This window comes from Streptomyces pluripotens (assembly GCF_000802245.2).
In the GTDB taxonomy this organism is placed as follows: Bacteria; Actinomycetota; Actinomycetes; order Streptomycetales; family Streptomycetaceae; genus Streptomyces; species Streptomyces pluripotens.
Genome location: NZ_CP021080.1, coordinates 5,540,003 through 5,563,045, shown reverse-complemented (window position 1 = coordinate 5,563,045; position 23,043 = coordinate 5,540,003). Strand labels below are relative to the sequence as shown.

Annotated in this window: 16 protein-coding genes; 5 read left to right on the top strand and 11 right to left on the bottom strand. The window is 70.2% G+C overall.

The annotated features are described in order from the left end of the window. Positions 1-57 precede the first annotated feature (57 nt). Complete coding sequence (locus LK06_RS25055; RefSeq protein WP_039652597.1) at positions 58-1,659, top strand: FAD-dependent monooxygenase; 1,602 nt, start codon at positions 58-60, stop codon at positions 1,657-1,659. A gap of 373 nt (positions 1,660-2,032) precedes the next feature. On the opposite strand, the gene LK06_RS25050 is transcribed toward LK06_RS25055, so the two are convergent. From LK06_RS25050 to LK06_RS25035, 4 genes are all read right to left on the bottom strand, one after another. Next, on the bottom strand, positions 2,033-3,256 hold the full coding sequence (locus tag LK06_RS25050; RefSeq protein WP_043435757.1) for an MFS transporter: 1,224 nt from the start codon (positions 3,254-3,256) through the stop codon (positions 2,033-2,035). 540 nt (positions 3,257-3,796) lie between these two features. Then, entirely contained in the window at positions 3,797-4,657 is an 861-nt protein-coding gene (gene recX / locus LK06_RS25045) for a recombination regulator RecX (protein ID WP_071659088.1), read from the bottom strand. Positions 4,658-4,660: 3 nt separating this feature from the next. Then, positions 4,661-5,782, bottom strand: coding sequence for a recombinase RecA (gene recA / locus LK06_RS25040; RefSeq protein ID WP_043405704.1), 1,122 nt, complete (start codon positions 5,780-5,782; stop codon positions 4,661-4,663). Positions 5,783-6,300: 518 nt separating this feature from the next. Continuing rightward, entirely contained in the window at positions 6,301-6,495 is a 195-nt protein-coding gene (locus tag LK06_RS25035; RefSeq protein WP_039654941.1) for a DUF3046 domain-containing protein, read from the bottom strand. Between the two features lie 80 nt (positions 6,496-6,575). On the opposite strand from LK06_RS25035, the gene LK06_RS25030 reads away from it, so the two are divergent. The 4 genes from LK06_RS25030 (at position 6,576) to LK06_RS25015 (ending at position 14,633) form a co-directional block, all read left to right on the top strand. Next, the gene (locus LK06_RS25030) at positions 6,576-7,520 is read left to right on the top strand and encodes a hypothetical protein (protein ID WP_174673935.1); all 945 of its coding nucleotides are present in this window, start codon (positions 6,576-6,578) and stop codon (positions 7,518-7,520) included. 261 nt (positions 7,521-7,781) lie between these two features. Next, positions 7,782-12,863, top strand: coding sequence for an ATP-dependent helicase (locus LK06_RS25025; RefSeq protein ID WP_043435754.1), 5,082 nt, complete (start codon positions 7,782-7,784; stop codon positions 12,861-12,863). A 44-nt stretch (positions 12,864-12,907) separates the two neighbouring features. Next, positions 12,908-13,762, top strand: coding sequence for a DNA-formamidopyrimidine glycosylase family protein (locus LK06_RS25020; protein WP_039654943.1), 855 nt, complete (start codon positions 12,908-12,910; stop codon positions 13,760-13,762). Positions 13,763-13,868: 106 nt separating this feature from the next. Then, entirely contained in the window at positions 13,869-14,633 is a 765-nt protein-coding gene (locus LK06_RS25015) for an SDR family NAD(P)-dependent oxidoreductase (RefSeq protein ID WP_043435769.1), read from the top strand. Positions 14,634-14,998: 365 nt separating this feature from the next. Here LK06_RS25015 and LK06_RS25005 read toward each other — a convergent pair whose 3' ends face one another. The 7 genes from LK06_RS25005 to LK06_RS24975 form a co-directional block, all read right to left on the bottom strand. Continuing rightward, positions 14,999-15,469 carry a Dps family protein gene (locus LK06_RS25005; RefSeq protein WP_039654944.1) on the bottom strand — a complete coding sequence of 157 codons (471 nt, stop codon included), beginning with the start codon at positions 15,467-15,469 and terminating at the stop codon, positions 14,999-15,001. 207 nt (positions 15,470-15,676) lie between these two features. Further along, positions 15,677-16,051 carry a helix-turn-helix domain-containing protein gene (locus LK06_RS25000; RefSeq protein WP_039654945.1) on the bottom strand — a complete coding sequence of 125 codons (375 nt, stop codon included), beginning with the start codon at positions 16,049-16,051 and terminating at the stop codon, positions 15,677-15,679. Between the two features lie 109 nt (positions 16,052-16,160). Then, entirely contained in the window at positions 16,161-16,706 is a 546-nt protein-coding gene (locus LK06_RS24995; protein WP_039654946.1) for a CinA family protein, read from the bottom strand. Continuing rightward, complete coding sequence (gene pgsA / locus LK06_RS24990; protein WP_039654947.1) at positions 16,703-17,506, bottom strand: CDP-diacylglycerol--glycerol-3-phosphate 3-phosphatidyltransferase; 804 nt, start codon at positions 17,504-17,506, stop codon at positions 16,703-16,705. The genes LK06_RS24995 and pgsA overlap by 4 nt, the downstream gene beginning before the upstream one ends. After that, positions 17,503-18,975, bottom strand: coding sequence for a 30S ribosomal protein S12 methylthiotransferase RimO (gene rimO / locus LK06_RS24985; RefSeq protein ID WP_071659090.1), 1,473 nt, complete (start codon positions 18,973-18,975; stop codon positions 17,503-17,505). Before rimO ends, pgsA begins: the two co-directional genes overlap by 4 nt. A 93-nt stretch (positions 18,976-19,068) precedes the next feature. Next, a complete protein-coding gene (locus tag LK06_RS24980) occupies positions 19,069-19,908 on the bottom strand; it encodes a helix-turn-helix domain-containing protein (RefSeq protein ID WP_039654948.1) in 840 nt (279 codons plus the stop codon). Between the two features lie 323 nt (positions 19,909-20,231). Continuing rightward, positions 20,232-22,979, bottom strand: coding sequence for a DNA translocase FtsK (locus tag LK06_RS24975; protein WP_174673934.1), 2,748 nt, complete (start codon positions 22,977-22,979; stop codon positions 20,232-20,234). Positions 22,980-23,043: the final 64 nt, after the last annotated feature.

The window sequence follows — 23,043 nt, the reverse complement described above, 5'->3', positions numbered from 1 at the left end:
GCCTTCCTGTTCACCCGCCTCCGCCAGGGCATCGCTGCGGGCAGGGGGCGCCACGTCGTGGACCCGGTGATCATTGTCGGAGCGGGGCCCGTCGGGCTCACGCTCGCCCTGGGGCTGGCCCGCCAGGAGGTGCCGTCCATCCTCCTGGACGAAGGCCCGGGCAAGGACGAACCACGCCTGGCGCGCACCGTTGTGCTGCGCGAGGACACGGCCGCCTTGCTGGAGCGGCTGACCGGAGCGGCACTCGGCGAGCAAGGCATGCGCTGGGCCGGATGGCGGTCGCTGCGGCGCAAACAGGTGATGAGCGAGGTCACCTTCGGTGCGGCCGAGTCCGCCCCGCTGCACATCGCCCAGCACGTCCTCACGAACACCCTGCGCGCGGCCGTCGCCGATGAACCGCTCGTCCGGCCGGTGCTGGAAAGCCGCCTGGACTCGATCGAGCAGGAGCCTTCCGGCGTCACCGCGCACACCCGCGACCCCAAGGGCACGTGGTGGCGCGGCGGCTATCTGGTCGGCTGCGACGGCCCCCGTTCCACGGTGCGCAAGCTCCAGGACATCCGCTTCCCCGGCCGAACAGCCGTGGAGCGGCACGCGGTCGCCACCCTGCGCACGGACCTACCGTGGGAGGGGTGTGCGTTGCTCCATCGGATGCCGCCATGGCGGTCGTCCTGGCCCTCGGCCGGTGAGGTGACCGCCCGCCCCCTCCCGGCTGGCGCATGGCGGCTGGACTGGCTGCTGCCTCCGGGCAAGGACCTGGTCACGCCCGAAGTCCTGGTGACCCGGATCCGCGAGACCCTCGCGGGCTGGACGGACGGCACCACACCGGCGTACGACCTGCTCGACACCGGTGTTCACACGGTGCACCACCGGCTTGCCCGCCGGTGGCGAGCCGGCCGGGTCTTTCTCGCCGGAGACGCGGCGCACCTGCTCGGCGCGCTCGGCACCCAGGGGCTCGACGAGGGACTCCGGGACGCGGACAACCTCGCCTGGAAGCTCGCCGTCGCCTGGCATCGTGGCCCACACGAAGCGCTGCTGGACAGCTACCAGGCCGAACGGCGCGCCGTGGTCGCCGCCCGGCTGCGCGCCGCCGATCAGGTGCTGCCCATGCTGCGCGCCGGGGCCGGACTGCGCCATATCGTCCCCGGTGCCGCTCGGGGCCACGACGCACTGCTCTCGGACGGTCATCTGGGGCGTGGGCAGCTCGGTGCGCCGGGGAGGTACGGCGACTCACCGCTCACGCCCCGGCACCTGGAGGCTGAGATCCCGATCGGCACCCTGCCCGGTGCTCCCGTAACCGACGTACGGGTCACGGCGGAGGACGGTTCCTTCGTCCAACTGCGCGACCGGCTGGGCCGAGGCGCGCTGCTCGTCATCCTGATCGCGCCGGGCACGGGCGTGTGGGACCGCAAGCACTGGGTGTCCGCCGGGGTCATGCCCCGGCTCGCCGCCGCTGTGGCCGCGCTTCCACACCCCGCCGAACTACTCGTCGCCGAGAGCTACCCGGGTGCGCCCGCGCACAGCGTGCTGCTCGTACGGCCCGACGGTCACTTGGTCACCGCACTGAGTGGAGTCCGCCCGGCCGACCTGTATGCGGCGGCCGAGGCCACGGTGGGCGGCGCGGTGAGGCTGGAGGCGGAGGCCAGCTCCGGCGCACGCTGACCAGAAAGGGAGGGGCGGCGTGCCGCCGTCGGATCAGCAGGCAGCCCGGTACGGCGGCGCACGCGGCGCACGCGGCGCACGGCGCTCAACGGGGTAGTGTCTCGTGCGGAGCCGGAACGCTACCCGTACGGGACCCTGAACTCGGGTCAGCACGAGGTGCCGGACTCGCTCTGTCCGTGCCACCAGGGTCCGGGTGTCAGAGCGGGACCGGCTGTGGTGCGGTCCCGTGCGGAGCTCCCGCCCCGGATGGAGCGGGAGCCGGAACGGATAGAGCTGGTGGCAACCTTCGGGACGGACGCGATGTGCGTGTCCGCGAGACCACTACGGCGGCCGACGGAACTGTCGCGCGCACCAGCCGCCCACTCGGTACGGCTCATGCGTGAGCCGTCGCGACGTGGACAGCCCGGGCACGGATCACGAAGGGCCAGGAGAAGACAGTGACGGCGAGGGAGAGTGCGGCCAGAACAGCGATGGCTGTGCCGGGGGTGACGTGCTGGGCAACACCACCGGCGATCACGGCTCCGATGCCCTGCCACGTCATGCGGCCGGCGGACTCGACTCCCTGGACCTGGCCGCGGACCGGATCGGGGGTCAGCGCGAGAAGCTGCTCCTGGAGCGACAGAGTGGCGGCGAACCCACCACTGGCGACGAACACCGCGGCTGTCGCCACCGGCATCGACGGGTGGATGGCGAACAGGAGGTACGGCATGGCGAGCAGCAGTCGCAGGGCACATGCACAGCGGCGTCGCTGGACGGCGGTGAACAGTCGTCCGACAGTCAGGTCGCCGAGGAGCATGCCCGCCGATCCGGCGACCAGCAGGACACCGGCGTGATCTGGGGCATAGGAGAGGAACAGAGCCTCACAGCCGACGATCAGGCCGTTGGGGACCCACAGGTTCAGTAGCAGCGCGCGCTGACCGGGGTGGGAGAAGAGCGCACGGTTCGTCGTCCAGGTCCGGCGTAGTCCGGGGCGACGAGGCAGACGGATCGAGTGATCCCGGACGGACGTTGCCACGACGATCAGTCCGGCTCCGGTCAGGGCCGTTGCGGCGAGGAGGACCTCGTGCGGACTCAGGTACCGCAGGAGTAGGGCGCCGATGGCGTAGCCGAGGATGGCCATGCCGCCCGAGGTGATGTTCATCAGCGAACGCGCCAGCGCATACGCAGAGGTCGGCACCACCTCGGCGAGCAGCCCCATCCGCGTTCCGGTCCCCAGGGATTGGAAGAACCCCAGTACCAGGAGCAGACCGAACCGGGCAGCCAGTGGCAGCCCCGGGACCGCCTGTGCAGCGACTCCCACCAGCGAGACGCACTCGAGCGTGACGAGGGTCCGGCGAGGACGACTCCCGTCCGCGACCGACATCAGCGTCAACGCGCCGAGCACCGTCGCGAACGTGGCGCCGTACATGCTCACGGCTGTCAGGAACGGGGACTTGGTCTGATCGTTGACCAGTGTGCCGAGCGCGAAGCCCGACAAGGTGGTCGCGATGACCGTCAGTGTGAAGCTGGCGTACAACCCGACAAACTCGCGGTTGCAGAGCAGGCCACGGTAGTGGGTGGTGGGAAGCGTCATGGACGCAGGCGGGTCAGAAGGCATGAAAAAAGCCTCCGAACGCCACCTTGGGGCGCCGAAGGCCAAAGCGTTCATTCTAACAGCCGGCCCGGTCCCATCCACGGTCAGCCATCGGACCGCGGGCGACAACGGGCACGGATACGGGTATGCGCCGTCCACGACATCACATCACTGCATGTTCACCGGTGGCTGTCACCGGGGGCGGGCCCGGCCGCGCCCCGGGCAGCCCACTGTGTTCGTCGAGCAAGCCCACGGGCGCCCATACAGCCTGGCTCGGCTGGTGTCCGGCAAACGTCGCGGGGCCGAAAACGGGAGTGCCGAGTGCCGAGTGCCGAGTGCCGAGTGCCGAGTGCCGAGTGCCGAGTGCCGAGTGCCGAGTGCCGAGTGCCAGCGAGACGGTACAAGGCCTCAACGCCCCGAACATGCCGGGCCGCTCATTGACCATTCGATGGTGCCGGGACGGCCTGGCAGGTCTGTGGTGCGGCGACGCCGGAGTCCCGGGTGTGGTTCGGGCCTGCCGGGTTGATGCCCAGCCGTCGGAACTCTCTGTCTCCGAGCGACTCGTCAGTAGTCCGTGTCGCCGAGGAACTCCGTGTCCTCTCCCTCTTCCTCCAGGGCCTGACGGACGACCCGGAGGGCCATGCCCTCGGGATAGCCCTTACGGGCGAGCATCCCAGCGAGGCGGCGCAGCCGCTTGTCCCGGTCGAGGCCGCGGGTGGCGCGCAGTTTTCGGACGACGAGTTCGCGGGCGGTCGCCTCCTCCTGGCCGGAGTCGAGTTGCCCGACCGCCTCGTCGATCAACGCGGAGTCGACCCCCTTGGTGCGCAGTTCCTGGGCGAGTGCCCGCCGCGCGAGCCCCTTGCCGTGATGCCGGGACTCGACCCAGGCGTCCGCGAACGCGCCATCGTCGATGAGCCCGACCTCCTCGAACCGTGACAGCACCTCCTCGGCTACGTCTTGTGGAATCTCCCGTTTGCGCAGGGCGTCAGCAAGTTGCTTGCGGGTGCGCGGGGTCCCGGTGAGCAGACGCAGGCAGATCGCCCTTGCCCGCTCAGCCGGGTCCCCCGAAGACTCCCCCCGCTCGGCCCTCGACGAGGTAGGAGCGTCTTCGCCCTGGCCGGGCGCGTCCCCGAAGCCGCGCCGACGCCGGCCGCGCGCCCGGTCGCCCCGAGGTTTGATGGTGCCCGCGGAGCCACCGCCGGACGCGTCGCCTCCGTATGGCTCGCCGTCGGCGTCTGTGTGGGGCGCCTCTTCGCCGCCCGCATACCTGCCGTGGTAACTGCCGCGCCTCTGATGTCCGCCGTATGCGTCATCCCGATGTCCGTCGTCCCCCGGGAGCGAATGCGGGTGGTCATCAGCGCCCCTTCCTCGCGGGACACCAGGGGCGACGTACTCGTACTCGGCCCAGTCGGTTCGCCGTGTCACGGGTCAGCTCTTGGCAGCGGCGGCCTTGGGCTTGGTGGCCTTGGCGGCGGGCCCCGGCTTGCCGGCGTCCCCGGCGGCCGTGGTGCTGACCGCCGCATCCGCACCCGGCTCAGTGGCGGGCTCTTCCGGGCGGACCCCTACGCCCAGCTTCTCCTTGATCTTCTTCTCGATCTCGTTGGCCAGGTCGGGGTTGTCCTTGAGGAAGTTGCGCGCGTTCTCCTTGCCCTGGCCGAGTTGGTCGCCCTCGTACGTGTACCAGGCGCCGGCCTTGCGGACGAAGCCGTGCTCGACGCCCATGTCGATCAGGCCTCCCTCACGGCTGATGCCCTGGCCGTAGAGGATGTCGAACTCGGCCTGCTTGAAGGGCGGGGCCACCTTGTTCTTGACGACCTTGACACGGGTGCGGTTGCCGACCGCCTCGGTGCCGTCCTTCAGGGTCTCGATGCGGCGGATATCGAGGCGCACCGTGGCATAGAACTTGAGCGCGCGACCACCCGTGGTGGTCTCCGGCGAGCCGAACATCACACCGACCTTCTCACGCAGCTGGTTGATGAAGATCGCAGTGGTCTTGGACTGGTTGAGCGCGCCGGTGATCTTCCGCAACGCCTGGCTCATCAGCCTGGCCTGCAGGCCCACGTGACTATCGCCCATCTCGCCCTCGATCTCCGCGCGGGGGACGAGCGCGGCAACGGAGTCGATGACGATCAGGTCCAGGGCACCGGAGCGGACCAACATGTCCACGATCTCCAGTGCCTGCTCGCCGTTGTCCGGCTGGGAAAGGATCAACTGGTCGATGTCGACGCCCAGCTTCTGGGCGTACTCGGGGTCGAGGGCGTGCTCGGCGTCCACGAAGGCGACCGTGCCGCCCGCCTTCTGGGCGTTGGCCACGGCGTGCAGGGTCAGCGTGGTCTTACCGGAGGACTCCGGGCCGTACACCTCGACGACTCGGCCGCGCGGCAGACCACCGACGCCGAGGGCGACATCGAGTGCGGTCGACCCAGTCGGGATGATCTCGACGGGCTCCTTCGACCGCTCGCCCATGCGCATGACCGCGCCCTTGCCAAATTGTCGTTCGATCTGCGCGAGCGCGGCGTCGAGCGCCTTCTCGCGGTCGGTTCCTGCCATGGGTTCCACCCGGTTTGCTTGAGTCGATCGCTTCACGTCAAAGACGCTAACGCCTGCCACTGACAATGCGCCCCGACGCAGGCCCGGCCTGTGGACAACCAAGGGATTTCACCTAACAAAATAGGGCACAATCCCCCACCGGGGTCCATCGGAAGCCTCACCCACCCCCAAGAGGAATGCATGTTCGATTTTTCTGTCAAGCGCACCGTTCGGCCCCCGGGACCCGCCCCCGTCGCGCCGACGCCCCGTGTGCCGGAAGCGGCGAAGCCCTCAGCAGCTCACCTGTGCGCGTCGGCGGAGCCTCGGCCGAGTACGCCGGGAACACACGGCCCGCGCGCACGCTCCGACCCTTCTCACCCGACAGGCGCCGGGACACACCGGCCCGTCACGACGGCTCCTCCACGCCGGATTGCCCCCCCGCCACGGCCGTCGCGGGCGAGCGCGCAGGCGTTCACCGATGCATGAGGCGTCTCGAACGGTGATGCGGTGTTGTTGCCTCGGCACTTCTCCCGGGCGCGTCAGTGCCTCTCCCCGGGCACGTCCATGACCGCGCAGACCACGCGCCACACGTCCTTGGCGTCCCAACCGGCGTCCAGTGCCTCGTGCACCGTGCGTCCGCCCAGCTCGGACATGACGTGATCACGCGCGAAGGTGTCCGCGTACCCCGGACCGAAGTGTTCCGCCATCCGCTGCCAGAAGACCGTCAACCGCATGGCTCCAGTATCCCGCCCTCGGGGGTTGCCCCCGCCCTGGAGCCCTTGCCGAGACCGCTTTCCGTCCTACGGTCTGACCCATGGCCGAAACAGGAGCTCCCCCACTCCCCTCCGCGTCCCCGACGCGCTCCCCGCTCTTCCGCGCCGAGCAGTTCGTGTGGCTCAGCGCACGCGTGCTGGAGCAACACCTCTTCGCGTACCACTTCCTGCACGGCTCCCCGGACCCGGTGGAAGCGGCGCTGGACGCCTACCGCAACGACGACGGCGGCTACGGGCACGCACTGGAGCCCGATCTGCGCGGGCCCGTGAGCCAGCCCCTGCACACCACCCACGCGCTGCGCGTACTGGACGAGATCGGGCGCTGCGGCGGACAACGGGTGGAGCGCGTGTGCCGCTATCTGACCTCCGTCTCCCATGTGGACGGCGCGCTGCCTGCGGTCCATCCGAGCCAGCGCGGGTACCCTGCGGCGCCGTTCATCCCGGTCGTCGGTGCCCCGCACAGCGACCTGCTCGCCACCGGGCCGGCGGTCGGGCTGCTGCACCGCAACGACGTCTGGCACGCGTGGATCTTCCGGGCCACCGACTTCTGCTGGCAGGCCGTGGAGTCCCTGGAGAAGTCCCATCCCTACGAGGTGGAAGCCGCCATGGTCTTCCTGGACTCCGTCCCCGACCGCCCGCGTGCGCAGGCCGCCGCCGACCGACTGGGCCGGTTGGTGCGGGAGCAGCGACTCGCGGCACTGGCCCCGGACCGTCTCGACGCCTGGCCGGTCTCACCCGGCTACGCGCCGGGCGAGCACCACTTCCCGCACGACTTCGCACGGAGCCCGGAATCGCTCGCGCGCGCATGGTTCACCGACGACGAGATGGAACGCTCCCTCGACCACCTGGTCGCCGGGCAGCAGGAGGACGGCGGCTGGCCGATCCGCTGGCGCCGATGGGCACCGCTGCCCACGCTGGAGTCGCGTTCCCTGGTGACGATCGAGGCGCTGCGCACGCTCAGGGCGTACGGCCGGTTCGTGGGCTGAGCCGGACGGCCTTGTTCGCGGGCGCAGCCCGCGGCGCTGTGTCGGTCGCGCCGGCCACCGGGCCGCTCCTTCCGGCGGTTCCGCACCCGGTCATCACCTCCACGATCACCGCGGCGGCCGGCACAAGCGGCGCGCGTAGCACCCGCAGTCATCGTGAGGTTCGTGCTCCCCCGCATCGCCCCGCGCCCCTGCCGCCCTCCCCGGCATTTGTCGTATCCGCAGGTCAGCCCGATTGTCAGTGGCCGGGTGCAGGATGGACACATGGTCAGCGCCGCACACCGAGCCCTCGACGGCTTCTCGCCCGCGACCCGCGGCTGGTTCACGGGGGCGTTCTCCACGCCCACCGCGGCCCAGGCGGGCGCGTGGCAGGCCATTCGGGAGGGCTCGGACGTACTGGTGGTCGCCCCCACCGGCTCGGGCAAAACGCTGGCAGCGTTCCTCGCCGCCCTGGACCAACTAGCCTCGGCGCCACCACCGGCCGACCCGAAGAAGCGCTGCCGGGTGCTGTACGTGTCCCCGCTGAAGGCCCTCGCGGTCGATGTCGAGCGCAACCTGCGCAGCCCGCTGACCGGCATCCGCCAGGAGTCCGTGCGCCTGGAGCTGCCCGAGCCCGAGGTCCGGGTGGGCATCCGCTCCGGCGACACCCCGCCCGCCGAGCGCCGTGCTCTGGCCACCCGACCACCGGACATCCTGATCACCACCCCCGAGTCGCTGTTCCTGATGCTGACCTCGGCCACCCGCGACGCGCTGACGGGCGTGGAGACGGTGATCCTCGACGAGGTGCACGCGGTGGCGGGCACCAAGCGCGGCGCGCACCTCGCCCTCTCCCTGGAGCGGCTGGACGAACTGCTGCCGAAACCCGCCCGCCGCATCGGCCTGTCGGCGACCGTGCGCCCGGTGGACGGGATCGCCCGGTACCTGTCCCCGCGCCGTAGGGTGGAAATCGTCCAGCCCGAGTCCGGCAAGGAGTTCGACCTCTCGGTGGTCGTCCCGGTCGAGGACATGGGCAATCCAGGGGAGTCGCGCGAAGCACGCTCGCCCAGTGATGGTGGCAGGCTCCCGGTTGGAGGCTCCCCGTCGGCCAGTACCGCCGACGGCGCGGAGCGGCCCTCGATCTGGCCTCATGTGGAGGAGCGGATCGCCGATCTGGTCCAGTCCCACCGCTCCACGATCGTGTTCGCCAACTCCCGGCGCCTGGCCGAGCGGCTGTGCAACCGGCTCAACGAGATCGCGTACGAACGCGCGACCGGCGAGACCCTGCACGAGCACCACTCCCCCGCCCAGCTGATGGGCGGCTCGGGTGCCGCCCAGGGGGCACCGCCGGTGATCGCCCGCGCGCACCACGGCTCGGTCTCCAAGGAGCAGCGCGCCCTGGTCGAAGAGGACCTGAAGGCGGGCCGGCTGCCCGCCGTGGTCGCCACATCCAGTCTGGAGCTGGGCATCGATATGGGCGCCGTCGACCTGGTCGTGCAGGTCGAGTCCCCGCCCTCGGTCGCCTCCGGCCTGCAGCGTGTCGGCCGCGCAGGGCACCAGGTCGGCGCCGTGTCCACCGGTGTCGTCTTCCCCAAGTACCAGGGGGACCTCGTCCAGGCGGCCGTGGTCACCGAGCGGATGCGGTCGGGCGCGATCGAGTCCCTGAAGGTGCCCGCTAACCCGCTGGACGTACTCGCCCAGCAACTGATCGCCATGACGGCACTGGACACCTGGCAGTTCGACGACCTGCTCGCCGTGGTCCGCCGCGCGGCCCCCTTCGCGTCACTGCCCGATTCGGCGTTCACTGCGGTCCTCGACATGCTCGCCGGCCGCTACCCGTCCGACGCATTCGCGGAACTGCGTCCGCGCGTGGTGTGGGACCGCGTGGCCGGTACCGTCACCGGTCGCCCGGGCGCCCAGCGCCTCGCCGTCACCTCGGGCGGCACCATCCCCGACCGAGGGCTGTTCGGGGTCTTCCTGGCTGGTTCCGATCCCAGGAAAGGCGGCGGCCGGGTCGGCGAACTGGACGAGGAGATGGTCTACGAATCCCGGGTGGGGGACGTCTTCACACTGGGCACAAGTTCCTGGCGCATCGAGGACATCACTCGCGACCGGGTGCTGGTCTCCCCCGCACCCGGCGTGCCGGGCCGGCTGCCGTTCTGGAAGGGCGATCAACTGGGCCGCCCACTCGAACTGGGCCGCGCGGTGGGCGCGTTCCTGCGCGAGGTCGGCTCGCTGCCCGGGGACGAAGCCCGCATGCGGCTGCTCGCGGCAGGTCTGGACGTGTGGGCCGCGGACAACGTGCTGTCGTACCTGGACGAGCAGCGCGAGGCCTGTGGTCACGTCCCGGACGACCGCACGATCGTCGTGGAGCGCTTCCGGGATGAATTGGGCGACTGGCGGGTCGTCGTCCACTCCCCCTTCGGTGCCCAGGTCCACGCCCCCTGGGCCCTCGCCCTCGGCGCCCGCCTGTCCGAGCGCTATGGCATGGACGCACAGGTCATGCATGCCGACGACGGCATAGTGCTGCGTCTGCCCGATGCCGACCTGATGGGCCTGGACCTGCTCGACCAGGAGTCCGTGAAGGCCGGCGCCGCGTACGACAGCGCACAGGCACCGGTCGGCGCGGCGGACGTCGCCTTCGACAAGGGCGAGGTCGATCAAGTCGTCACCGACCAGGTCGGCGGTTCGGCGCTGTTCGCCTCCCGGTTCCGCGAGTGCGCGGCCCGCGCGCTCCTGCTACCGCGACGCAGCCCCGGCAAGCGCACCCCGCTCTGGCAGCAGCGCCAGCGAGCAGCCCAACTACTTGAAGTAGCAAGCGATTTCGGATCCTTCCCGATCGTCCTGGAAGCGGTCCGCGAATGCCTCCAGGATGTCTTCGACGTCCCCGGGCTCGTCGAGCTGATGGGCGACATCGAGTCCCGCAAGGTGCGCCTGGTCGAGGTCACCACCCCGGAACCGTCGCCGTTCGCCCGCTCCCTACTCTTCGGGTATGTGGCCCAGTTCCTGTACGAGGGCGACTCCCCGCTCGCCGAACGCCGTGCTGCCGCGCTGTCCCTGGATTCCCGGCTGTTGGCCGAGCTGCTGGGCCAAGCTGAGCTGCGTGAACTCCTCGACGCAGAGGTACTGACCGAGCTGGAGCGGGAACTGCAGTGGCTCACCGAGGACCGTCGGGTCAAGGACGTGGAGGGAGTCGCCGATGTACTGCGTCTACTCGGCCCGCTGACCGATGCCGAACTGGTCGCGCGGGGCGCGGACCCGCAGTGGGCACGGGTGCTGGCCGGCGCCCGCCGGGCCATCAAGGTACGGATCGGCGGCGCGGACCACTGGGCGGCGGTCGAGGACGCGGGCCGGCTGCGTGACGCACTCGGCACGGCGCTGCCGGTCGGCGTCCCCGAGGCCTTCACCGAGCCGGTCAAGGACCCACTGGGTGACCTCCTCGCGCGGTATGCCCGTACCCACGGCCCATTCACTTCGGCCACCACTGCGAGCCGCTTCGGCCTGGGCGTCGCGGTCACCGAGGGCGCCCTGCACCGTCTGGCCGCGAACGGCCGGGTCGTGCAGGGTGAGTTCCACCCGGCGGGCATCGGCCAGGAGTGGTGCGACGCGACGGTACTGCGTCGCCTGCGCCGCCGTTCACTCGCCGCGCTGCGGCACGAACTGGAGCCCGTGCCGCCCTCCGCCCTCGCCCAGTTCCTGCCACAGTGGCAGCACATCGGCAAGGGCCACGGTCTGCGGGGCACCGACGGACTGGTGCGCGCGATCGAACAGCTACAGGGTGCGTCCGTGCCCGCCTCCGCGCTGGAAAAGCTGGTCCTGCCCTCACGTGTGGCGGGTTACACGCCCTCGATGCTCGACGAGCTGACCGCCGCGGGCGAGGTGGTGTGGGCCGGCGCGGGCGCCCTGCCCGGCAAGGACGGCTGGGTGTCCCTGTACCTGGCGGATGCGGCTCCCCTCATCCTGCCGCCACCGCACCCCCTGCAGCTGACCGCACTCCACCAATCGGTCCTCGAAGCCCTCTCCGGCGGCTACGGTCTGTTCTTCCGTCAGATCGCCGACCAGGTCCGCGCGACCACCCACTCCGATGCCACCGATCCCCAACTGGCCGACACCCTCTGGGACCTGGCCTGGTCCGGCCGGCTCACGAACGACACGCTCGCGCCGATGCGCTCCCTGCTGGGCTCGGGCCGTACGGCAGGCTCGACCGCGCACCGCGCCAAGCGCGCAGTCCCACGCGGGCGCTACGGCTCCCTGAGCGCCGCCTCCCGCACTGGTCCACCGACCGTCGCCGGCCGCTGGTCGCTGCTGCCCCCGGCGGAGCCGGACAGCACCGTGCGCGCACACGCGTTGGCCCGTACTCTCTTGGACCGGCACGGCGTCGTCACCCGGGGCGCGGTTGCCGCGGAAGGGGTCGAAGGCGGCTTCTCGGCGGTGTACCGCGTGCTGTCCGTCTTCGAGGAGAGCGGTCAGGCGCGGCGGGGTTATGTGGTCGAGGGCCTGGGAGCGGCCCAGTTCGCCATGGACGGCGCCGTGGACCGCCTCCGCGCCGTGTCCACCGCACGCGAGCGCGGCGAGATCCTGTCCGCCCCCGGCCTTCGGTCAGCTCCCGGCCCCGGGAACAGCTTTCCCCCGGGCTTCCCGGTCGGCTCCACCGAGGCGGCTTTCCCGAACGGCCCTGCCGGCCGCTCTGCCGAAGCTGTCGGGCCCCCGCACCATCACACACCCCCCGGCGCCTTCGATGGAGCCGAAGACGGCTTGACCCATCCCAGCCTCGACGAGGGCGACTTCACCTGGCCCCAGGCGTGGCACCCCGCCGCCCGCGGTGACCGCGTCTCCCCTCACGCCCCTGCCGCTGCCCACGCCTCCTTCGCCTCCCCTGGCCACGGTGGTCCGTGGCCAGGCGGAACCACCGGCCACGGCTCGACAACGAACCGGCGATACGGCAACAGCGACAGCCGTACGCGTGTCTCCTCCCCCGACCCCCGTGCCGTGGTCCTCGCCGCGGCCGACCCCGCGAACGCCTATGGCGCGGCGCTGTCCTGGCCGGAGCCACCGACCGGTGCCGGGCACAAACCGGGTCGGAAGGCCGGCTCACTGGTCGTCCTGGTCGAGGGCGAGCTGACGATCTACATGGAGCGCGGCGGCAAGACCCTGCTCGCCTGGCCCGCCGCACCGGACACCGCCGCCGCGGACGACCCCCGGCTCCGCACGGCGGCAGAGGCTCTGGCCGCGGCGGCCCGGGTGGGCTCCCTCGGCACCGTCACGGTCGAGCGAATCAACGGCGCCCAGGCCCTTACCTCTCCCGTAGGTGCCTTGCTGGAAGCGGCGGGATTCGTGGCGACACCGCGCGGGCTGCGGTTGAGAGCGTGACCGTGCCGCGCGCCGGCCTTCTCCCGCCGTGGCACCCTTGACGCATGCCCGAAGGTGACACGGTCTGGCAGGCCGCGAAGCGGCTGCACCAGGCCCTTGCGGGCCAGGCCCTGATCCGCAGCGACTTCCGGGTGGCGAAGTACGCGACGGTCGATCTCACCGGCCGCATCGTGCTCGGCACGAGCCCACGGGGGAAACACCTGCTCACCCGGTTCGAGGGAGGCTTGACCCTCCATACGCACCTGCGCATGGAGGGGGCGTGGAAGGTATACGGCACTGGTGAACGCTGGCGGGGCGGACCGGCGCACCAGGTCCGTGCCGTCCTCGGCACCGCCGACCACACTGCCGTCGGCTACCGCCTGCAGGTGCTGGAACTGCTGCGTACGGCCGAGGAGCAGCGAGTAGTGGGCCACCTCGGTCCCGACCTGCTCGGCCCGGACTGGGATCCCGGTCGCGCCCTGACCAACCTCCTCTCGGACCCTGTACGCCCGCTCGGCGAAGCCCTGCTCGACCAGCGCAATCTCGCCGGCATCGGCAACGTCTACAAGAGCGAGCTGTGCTTCCTGCTCGGGGTGACCCCATGGCTGCCAGTCGGTGCACTCCCCGTCGACCGTGCCGAAAAACTGCCCGCCCTGGCCAAGAGGCTCCTGGAGGTGAACCGCGACCGCCCGGTGCGGCAGACCACTGACCTGCATCTGCACGATCTTTTCGTCTACGGCCGCGCACTCCGCCCCTGTCTGCGCTGCGGCACCCCCGTCCGCGTGGCCGGCCAGGGTAACGGCTCCCAGGAACGTCCCACCTACTGGTGCCCCACCTGCCAGGCGGGTCCCTCGCCCACGCCGGGAGCACCCACGCGACGGCCGGAGTATCGCTCCCGCCGTCCTCGCCGCGCCGATTGATCGCCGTTCCGGCAGCCGCCGTGCGCCAGCCCCTGGGCGGCGGCCCGAGCCAACGGACCGATCCCACTGATTGACGGACCGTCAGAAAGGCTCGTACGGTCCGTTCATGCCCCTCTCGGCGTACGACCTCACCGGACGCACCGCGTTCATCACCGGAGCCGCCGGCGGTATCGGCCGGGCCTCGGCCGTCCTGCTCGCCGAGGCAGGCGCGACGGTGCACTGTGCCGACCGGGACGCAGACGGCCTCCACTACACGGCCACGCTGGTCAGGGAACGCGGTGGCACGGCTCGTGTCCATGTCCTCGACGTCACCGACCGGCCTCGGCTCGGTGCGGCCGTCCGGTCCTGCGGCCGCCTGGACGTGCTGGCAGCGATCGCCGGGATCATGCACAGCAGCCCGGTTCTGGAAACCCGGGAAGAGGAGCTCGACCGGGTGCTGAACGTCAATTTCAAGGGCGTGCTGTACGCCTGCCAGGAGGCGGCCCGGCTGATGCTCGCCCACAAGACCCGGGGCAGCATCGTCACCATGGCCTCGGGCGCGATCGACACGGGCGGTGCCGGACTTCTCTGCTACGGCGCGGCGAAGGCCGCCGTGGTGCAGTTGACCAAGACACTGGCCACCGAGGTCGGTCGGCACGGCATCCGGGTCAACGCGATCGCCCCGGGCTGGGTCCGCACACCCATGACCGAACGTCACGACCGCGAGGCGCAGGCTCCCACCGAGGCCGCGATGGCCCGTTCGGCCGCGCTGGGCCGGGTCGGGGAGCCGGACGATGTCGCGCACGCGGTGCTGTATCTGGCGTCGGATGCAGCCGAATTCATGACGGGTCAGATACTTCGCCCGAACGGGGGCGTGGCGATGCCCTGGTAGTGGCCGCGGTGCACCACGCAGCCCTCCAGCGCCCGCTCCGCAGGGCACCGGGCGCGCGCGCCCTGGGCACACAGTGCACCGGAAGTAGGCTCAGACTCCACCCTCCGACGGTGACGGCCCCTTCCAGGGCACCCCTTCCCTCCCCCAGAGCCAGCCGTAGCACGGCCCACCACCACACCATCCCCAGCCCCAGGGCGACACCCCGGCGCACCATCCGCGCCACCATGCCCGCCACCACCTCCTGCCGGACGCTAGACCGTCGCCCGTCCCCCGCGGGAGGCGCATCCAGGGCTCATGGATGCAACGCCGGACCGATGCCCGGCACCGCACCTCACCTCACCTCACCTCACCGATGGCCGGACCGGCTACGCGTGCTCCGCCTGGAACATCCAGTGGTGCTTCTCCAGGTCCGCCGTGATCCCGATGAGGATGTCCTGGGACACCGGGTCCGCCTCCCCGGTACTGCCCACCCGTTCCCGCATCCGGGTGATCACCGCGCCGAGGGCGTCAACCATGGCCCCGACCGCGTCCGTGTCCTTGATCCAGCCGGCCGGAGTAGCGCCGATGCCGCTGCCGGAGGCCACCGAGGAGGCGCGCCCGTCAGGCGGGACACCCAGTGCAGAGGCCCGCTCGGCCACCGTGTCCGAGTGAGTGCGGGCGGAGTCGACCACCTCGTCGAGCTGGAGGTGGATGGAGCGGAAGCGAGGGCCGACGACATTCCAATGGATCTGTTTGGCGACCAGTGAGAGGTCCACCAAGTCGACGAGGGCCCCCTGCAGCGCCTCGGACACGGCTTTCAGATCCGCATCGGCCAGCGGGCTCTTCACCACATACATCCGCTTCCTCCAGGTACTGGTGTGCGTCACGTCCCTCCACCATGACCGCACCTCGCGGTCCCGGCAAACGTGCACAAAGAGCACATCCCACAAAGAGGACACGATGTACGAGTGGTCGGCGAGACGAAAACCCCGGTCGCTTCCCACGTCTATCGGGAAGCGACCGGGGCTCGACTGGTCTCAGGTCGCTGAGCCGCGTGCGCGAACCTACGCGGCGACCACGTCCACTGCCTCCGCGGGTGCCTTGATGGTCACCCGTTCCGGTGGCACACCCGTCACCGAAACGGAGCCCAGCATCGGGCGGACCGGCGCGGGCACGGGCTCGGCGGCCGCGGCGGACTGGGCCAGTTCGGCGAGCGCAAGCTCGTCACTCACTTCTCGCATGAGTTCCGACATCCGTACGTCCAGCGCGTCGCAAATGGCGGAGAGCAGTTCGGAGGAAGCCTCCTTCTGCCCCCGCTCCACCTCGGAGAGATAGCCGAGTGAGACTCGGGCGGATGAGGAGACTTCGCGCAGAGTACGGCCCTGGCGTTGGCGCTGCCGACGCAGCACGTCACCAAGCAGGCGACGGAGCAGAATCATCGGTGGCTCCCTCCTCGGACCGCATAGCCGCATCCTTCACGCCCCACCGTACCGCCTCGCGCTGCGGCCGTGCGGGGAGCGATGTCGTGTTCACTCAGGGCTGCAAACATCAAAACCCCCCGTTCCGTTCCGTATCCTGTGCCTGCCCATTTCCAGACTGTTCGCCCGCAAGTTGCTCCAGGAGCACCGCGAGCACGCTCCGTACACTCTCCATACGGATTTCCGCACGGCCGCCGTTCAACCGCAGGGCCTCGACTTTTCCGCCACCGGCGGAACCGGGACGCCTGGTGGGCGGCCCATCGACGGCCACGAACACCGTCCCCACCGGCTGTCCGTCCTGCGGATCGGGACCGGCGACTCCGGTGGTCGCGATACCCCAATCGGCCCCGAGGGTCTTCCGCACCCCGGCCGCCATCTGGGCCGCAACCTGCGGATCCACCGCACCGCGCTGCGCCAGCAAGGGGGCGTCCACGCCCAGCAGCTCATGCTTCAGATCGGTGGCATAGGCGGTGACCGAGCCCCGGAACACCTTGGACGCTCCGGGCACGGCGGTGATCTGCGCCGCTACCAGACCACCTGTGAGCGACTCGGCGACGGCGAGGGTCTCTCCCCTCACAGTCAGTAGTCGCACCAGCTCGGTGGCCTGTGCTGTCACGCTTCTTTACCCTCCGACACCGCCGCGCGCTCGGCGATTCCCCGCCGGCGCAGCACAATGGCTTGTCTTACGTAGTCGAGACCGGTGGCGACGGTGAGGAGCACTGCCGCGGCCATCACCCAGAACCTCAAGCTGGCCAGCCAACCCGTCAGCGCCAGAACATACATCCCGACGGCCACCCCTTGGGTGAGCGTCTTGAGCTTGCCCCCCCGGCTGGCAGGGATCACGCCGTAGCGAATGACCAGAAACCGCAGCAGGGTCACGCCGAGTTCCCGGCCGAGGATCACGATCGTCACCCACCAGGGCAGATCACCGAGGATGGACAGACAGATGAGCGCCGCCCCCATGATCGCCTTGTCGGCGATGGGGTCGGCGATCTTCCCGAAGTCGGTGACCAGGTTGTAGGTGCGCGCCAGGTGCCCGTCGAACAGGTCGGTGATCATGGCAATGGCGAAGGCCGCCCAGGCCAGCGAACGCCAGGCCGGGTCGTCACCTCCGCCCGCCAGCATCAACGCCACGAAACCGGGTACCAGGACCAGCCTGAGCATGGTCAGCAGATTGGCGACGTTCCAGAGACTGGCCTGGTTGACGGCCGCAGCCGCGATCTTCCCGCCGCGCGCGGGCCGGCCACCGTCCTCGGGACCCGCGGGGGGAGCCGGGGCGGACCCGGAAACCGGACCGGCAGGACCTGAAGCGGAAAGGGAGGCCTCGGGAGCAGCAGCGTCGGCAGCGGCAGCGGAGCCCCGAGGGCCCTGCGCGCCGGAGGATCCGCCCGCGGCGGATGCCGGGACTCCGGTCATCTGCCGGCCTCCTCACTACACGCGAGCGAGCCGGTCAGTGGCTCGGCCACCAGGTCGACGCCTTCCGTACCGACCACCTTCGCCTCGACCATGCGTCCGGCGCTCAGGCCTGCGCCGCTGGTGAGCAGCACCTGCCCGTCCGTCTCGGGGGCCTGGTGGGCAGCACGGCCGTACACGCCCTCCTGCTCGTCGACGGACTCCACCAGGACCTGCACGGTCTCGCCAACGCGCTCCTCGGCCCGCTGTGAGACCAGTTCTTCGGCGAGCCGGGACACACGCGCCAGACGCTCGGCGATGACATCCTCGTCCAGTTTGCCGTCGTAGGTCGCCGCTTCCGTGCCCTCCTCGTCGGAGTAGCCGAAGACGCCGATGGCATCCATCCGGGCACCGTTCAGGAAGCGCTCCAGTTCGGCCACATCGGACTCGCTCTCACCGGGGAAGCCGACGATGAAGTTGGAGCGCACGCCGGCCTCGGGGGCCTTGCTCCGGATCGTGTCGAGCAGTTCCAGGAAGCGGTCGGTGTCGCCGAACCGGCGCATGGCGCGCAGCACACCGGGCGCGGAGTGCTGGAAGGAGAGGTCGAAGTAGGGGGCGATCTTCGGGGTGGAGGTGAGTACGTCGATCAGTCCCGGACGCATCTCGGCCGGCTGCAGATAGCTCACCCGCACCCGCTCGATACCGTCGACGCCGGCCAGATCCGGCAGCAGCGACTCCAGCAGGCGGATGTCGCCCAGGTCCTTGCCGTAGGAGGTGTTGTTCTCGGAGACCAGCATGATCTCCTTCACGCCCTGCTCGGCCAGCCAGCGGGTCTCGCCCAGAACGTCGCCGGGGCGACGGGAGATGAAGGAGCCCCGGAAAGTCGGGATGGCGCAGAAGGAGCAGCGCCGGTCACAGCCGGAGGCAAGCTTGACCGAGGCGACCGGGGAACCGTCCAGCCGCCGGCGCAGGGGCGCACGTGGGCCGGAGGCCGGGGCCACCCCCTCCGGCAGGTCGGCGGGGCCATGACCGGGCAGCGCGATGGAGGCAGCCGATTCCTGCCGCTCGACCGGGCTGACCGGGAGCAGTTTGCGGCGGTCGCGCGGCGTGTGGGAGGCATGGATGCCACCGGACAGGATGGTCTGCAGGCGGTCGGAGATGTCGGTGTAGTCGTCGAATCCGAGCACGCCGTCGGCCTCGGGCAGCGCCTCGGCCAGTTCCTTGCCGTACCGCTCGGCCATGCAGCCCACCGCCACGACGGCCTGGGTTCTGCCATGATCCTTGAGGTCGTTGGCCTCCAGCAGGGCGTCGACGGAGTCCTTCTTCGCGGCTTCGACGAAGCCACACGTGTTGACCACGGCGACGTCGGCGTCCGCGGCGTCCTCGACAAGTTGCCAGCCGTCCGCCTCCAAACGGCCTGCGAGCTCCTCGGAGTCCACCTCGTTACGGGCGCAGCCGAGAGTGACCAGTGCGACGGTACGGCGTTCAGGCATGAGCTCAAGACTACTTTGTCTCACCGACGGCCCATGTCGACGGGGTTGGCCGATCTTGGCGAACCCCGTCGTGCCCGCGTTCCGCGGGGCCCCTCATCCGACCTCGGGGTCACCCTTGGTATACGTCAGGCGCTCGACCGCGCCCGGCTGGAAGTCATCCTGGATCTTCTTGCCGTTGACGTAGAGCTGGATGGCACCCGCGTCACCGAGGATCAGGTTGATCTTGGAACTGTCCTGGAAGGTCTTGGACTCACCCTTCTTCAGTAGCCCGTCGAAGAGCATCCGGCCGTTGTGGTCCTTGGCCGAGATCCAGCTACGCCCGTTCGCCGCGCTGACCCGGACGGTCACCTTGTCCTGGGGCGCTGCGGCGATGGCGCTGTCGGTGGGTTCCCCGGTCGACAGGGTGGGCTTGGCCTTCTTCGGCTCGGGCGAGGCCGTCTTGCTGGCGGCGGGCGTGGCGCCCTTGGCGACCGACGACTTTCCGTCACCGCCGTCACCGCTCTTGAACGCGGTGAAGCCGACGAAGCCGATCACGACGACGATCGCGGCGACCATCGCCGCGGTCCAGTTCGGGCCGCGCCGCTCGGGGCGGATCCGCTCCGCCTCGAACAGGGGTGCGGCCGGGGTGGGCGCGGGACGGCCGCCGTGTTCGGCGTCGAACTGCGCGATCAGTGGCTCGGGGGCAAGATGCACGGCCCTGGCCAGCGTGCGGATGTGCCCGCGGGCGTAGACGTCTCCGCCACAAGGGGCGAAGTCGTCCGCCTCGATGGCGTGCACGATGCCGATACGGACACGAGTGGCGCTACTGACGTCGCCCACGGTGAGCCCGGCCGAGATCCGCGCCTGCTGCAGGGCGCGGCCCACGGAGGGTCGGGCTTCCTGGGACTCGTCTGGGAACGGACGCTCGTCTTCAGGGGAGTTGCCGATGGACACGGGGGCGCCTTTCGAGCGTGTAGCCACCTGTGCTGGAAGCTCAGTCTAGGGGGGGTACGAAAGAGTGGGGCAACCGGGCGGTGGGACTTTGTACGCCATCGGAATGGCCGGGCATCCCAAGGGCTAGACGGGCAGACCCTCCTGGATCGGAGGCCCACCTGTCCTCTCGCTCAACTGGACGTGCGGCGAAGGGAAACGGTTGCCCACCGATCTCTAACGGGTGGATCACGATGGTCCCGTCCCACGGCCTAGCCCATCTCCGCCGGTCCCGCCACCCGACCTGACCCGTTTCCGGCGGGCGCCCTGCGCCCTACTCCTTCGCCCTACGCGTCGGATTCCCCGCGAATCACCGCGAGCACACCGTCCAGCTCATCCGGTTTGACCAACACATCGCGCGCCTTGGAACCCTCACTGGGGCCCACGATGCTGCGGGACTCCATGAGGTCCATGAGCCGACCTGCCTTGGCGAAGCCGACACGCAACTTGCGCTGCAGCATGGACGTCGACCCGAACTGGGTGGAGACGACGAGTTCGGCCGCCTGGCACAGCAAGTCGAGGTCGTCTCCGATGTCCTCGTCGATCTCCTTCTTCTGCTTGGTGCCCACGGTGACGTCGTCCCGGAAGATGGGCGCCATCTGGTCCTTGCAGTGCCGCACGACGGCCGCGACCTCGGCCTCGGTGACGAAGGCGCCCTGCATACGCGTCGGCTTGTTGGCGCCCATCGGCAGGAACAGGCCGTCGCCCTTGCCGATCAGCTTCTCCGCTCCTGGCTGGTCGAGGATGACCCGGGAGTCGGCGAGCGAGGAGGTGGCGAAGGCCAGCCGGGAGGGCACATTGGCCTTGATCAGACCCGTGACCACGTCCACCGACGGACGCTGGGTGGCGAGCACCAGGTGGATGCCGGCGGCGCGCGCGAGCTGGGTGATGCGCACGATCGCGTCCTCCACATCACGCGGGGCGACCATCATCAGATCGGCCAGCTCGTCCACGATCACCAACAGGTAGGGGTACGGCTGCAGCTCCCGCTCGCTGCCCTCGGGCGGTTTGACCTTGCCCTCACGGACGGCCTGGTTGAAGTCGTCGATGTGCCGGTACCCGTAGGCGGCCAGGTCGTCGTACCTGAGGTCCATCTCGCGCACCACCCACTGCAGCGCCTCGGCGGCCCGCTTGGGGTTGGTGATGATCGGCGTGATCAGGTGCGGGATGCCCTCGTACGCGGTCAGCTCGACCCTCTTGGGATCCACCAGGATCATCCGGACGTCCTCCGGGGACGACCGCATCATGATCGAGGTGATCAGGCAGTTGATGCAGGAAGACTTGCCCGAACCAGTGGCACCGGCGACGAGCATGTGCGGCATCTTCGCAAGCGAGTGCATCACGTACCCGCCCTCGACGTCCTTGCCGAAGGCCACCAGCATCGGGTCGTCGTCCTCGGCGGACTCCGCCAGACGCAACACGTCGCCGAGGTTGACCATCTCCCGGTCGGTGTTCGGGATCTCGATGCCGACGGCGGACTTGCCGGGGATGGGGCTGATGATCCGCACGTCCGGACTAGCGACCGCGTACGCGATGTTCTTGGTGAGCGCGGTGATCCGCTCGACCTTCACGGCAGGACCGAGTTCGACTTCGTAGCGGGTGACCGTCGGGCCGCGGGTGAAGCCCGTGACGCTGGCGTCGACCTTGAACTCGGTGAAGACCTGGGTGAGCGAGGCGACGACCGCGTCGTTGGCGGCACTGCGCGCCTTGCCCGGGCCGCCGCGGGTGAGGAGGTCCAACGACGGCAAGGCGTAGGTGACGTCTCCGGACAGCTGGAGTTGCTCCGCACGCGGGGGCAGGTCGCGGGGCTCCTCCGGAGCCTTCTTGGTGAGGTCGGGAACGACCCCCGCCTTCAGCTTCCCCTGCTTGGGGCGGGCGGACGGCACCGGCGGGGCCGTGGGGGCCACAGGGACGGGCACGGGCCCGGGCACCGGTGTGGTGTCCTCGCGCTCCCCCACACCCACACCCTGGGTGAGATCGGCGACGAGCGCGGACGGCGGCATGCCGTGCAGGACGGCACCATCGAGCGCGGCGGCGGCCGCCGCGGCAACGTCCACGGCATCCATCTGCCGCTGCGGATCCGGCTGGGGCACCGCGGAACGCCGGGGACGGCCCCGACGCTGCGAGAGTGCCGCTTCCTCCGCACCGTCGGGGTCGTACGGCTGACGGGCGTTCACGCGTCTACGGGAGCGCGCCGGCAGCGCCTCGCGCCACTGCTCGTCGTAGCGTTCGTCGTCCTCGGTGAGTTCCGCTGCCTCGTGGCCGTGCAGCACACCCAAGCGCACGCCGAGCATGCGCGTCCGTTGCGGAATGGCGTTGACCGGGGTCGCGGTCACCACCAGCAGCCCGAAGATCGTCAGCAGAACCAGCAGCGGCACGGCGAGCACGTCGGTCATGGTGTAGGTCAGCGGAGTGGCCGCTGCCCAGCCGATGAGGCCGCCGGCGTCCCTTATGGCTTGCATGCCACCACTGCGGGCAGGCGAGCCACAGGCGATGTGGACCTGGCCCAGCACGCCGACGACGAGCGCGGACAGGCCGATCACGATCCGACCGTTGGCCTCCGGCCGTTCCGGGTGCCGGATGAGTCGCACGGCGATCACCGCGAGCAGTATCGGCACCAGTAGGTCGAGTCGGCCGAAGGCCCCGGTGACGAGAATCTCCACCAGGTCGCCGACGGGACCCTTCAGGTCAGCCCAGGTACCGGCGGCGACGATCAGCGCAACACCGAACAGCAGCAGTGCCACGCCGTCCTTGCGGTGGGCCGGGTCGAGGTTCTTCGCACCCTGTCCTATGCCGCGGAACACGGCCCCGGTGGCATGCGCGAGGCCGAGCCAGAGGGCGCGCACGAGCCGGTACACGCCCCCTGTGGGACTGGGCGCCGGCTTGGGCGGCGCACCCTTCTTCGCCGTGGCCTTCTTCGCCGTGACCTTCTTGGCAGGTGCCTTCTTCGCGGCGGCCTTCCTCGCCGGAGCCTTCGCGGGAGCAGCCGTCTTCTTCACGGGCTGCTTCTTGGCTGCGGAGGGACGTGAGGCCATGGGTGTGAGATTACCGGGGGAGACCACGGCGGACACGTGTGCCCACAGCGTCACCCGTTCGTGT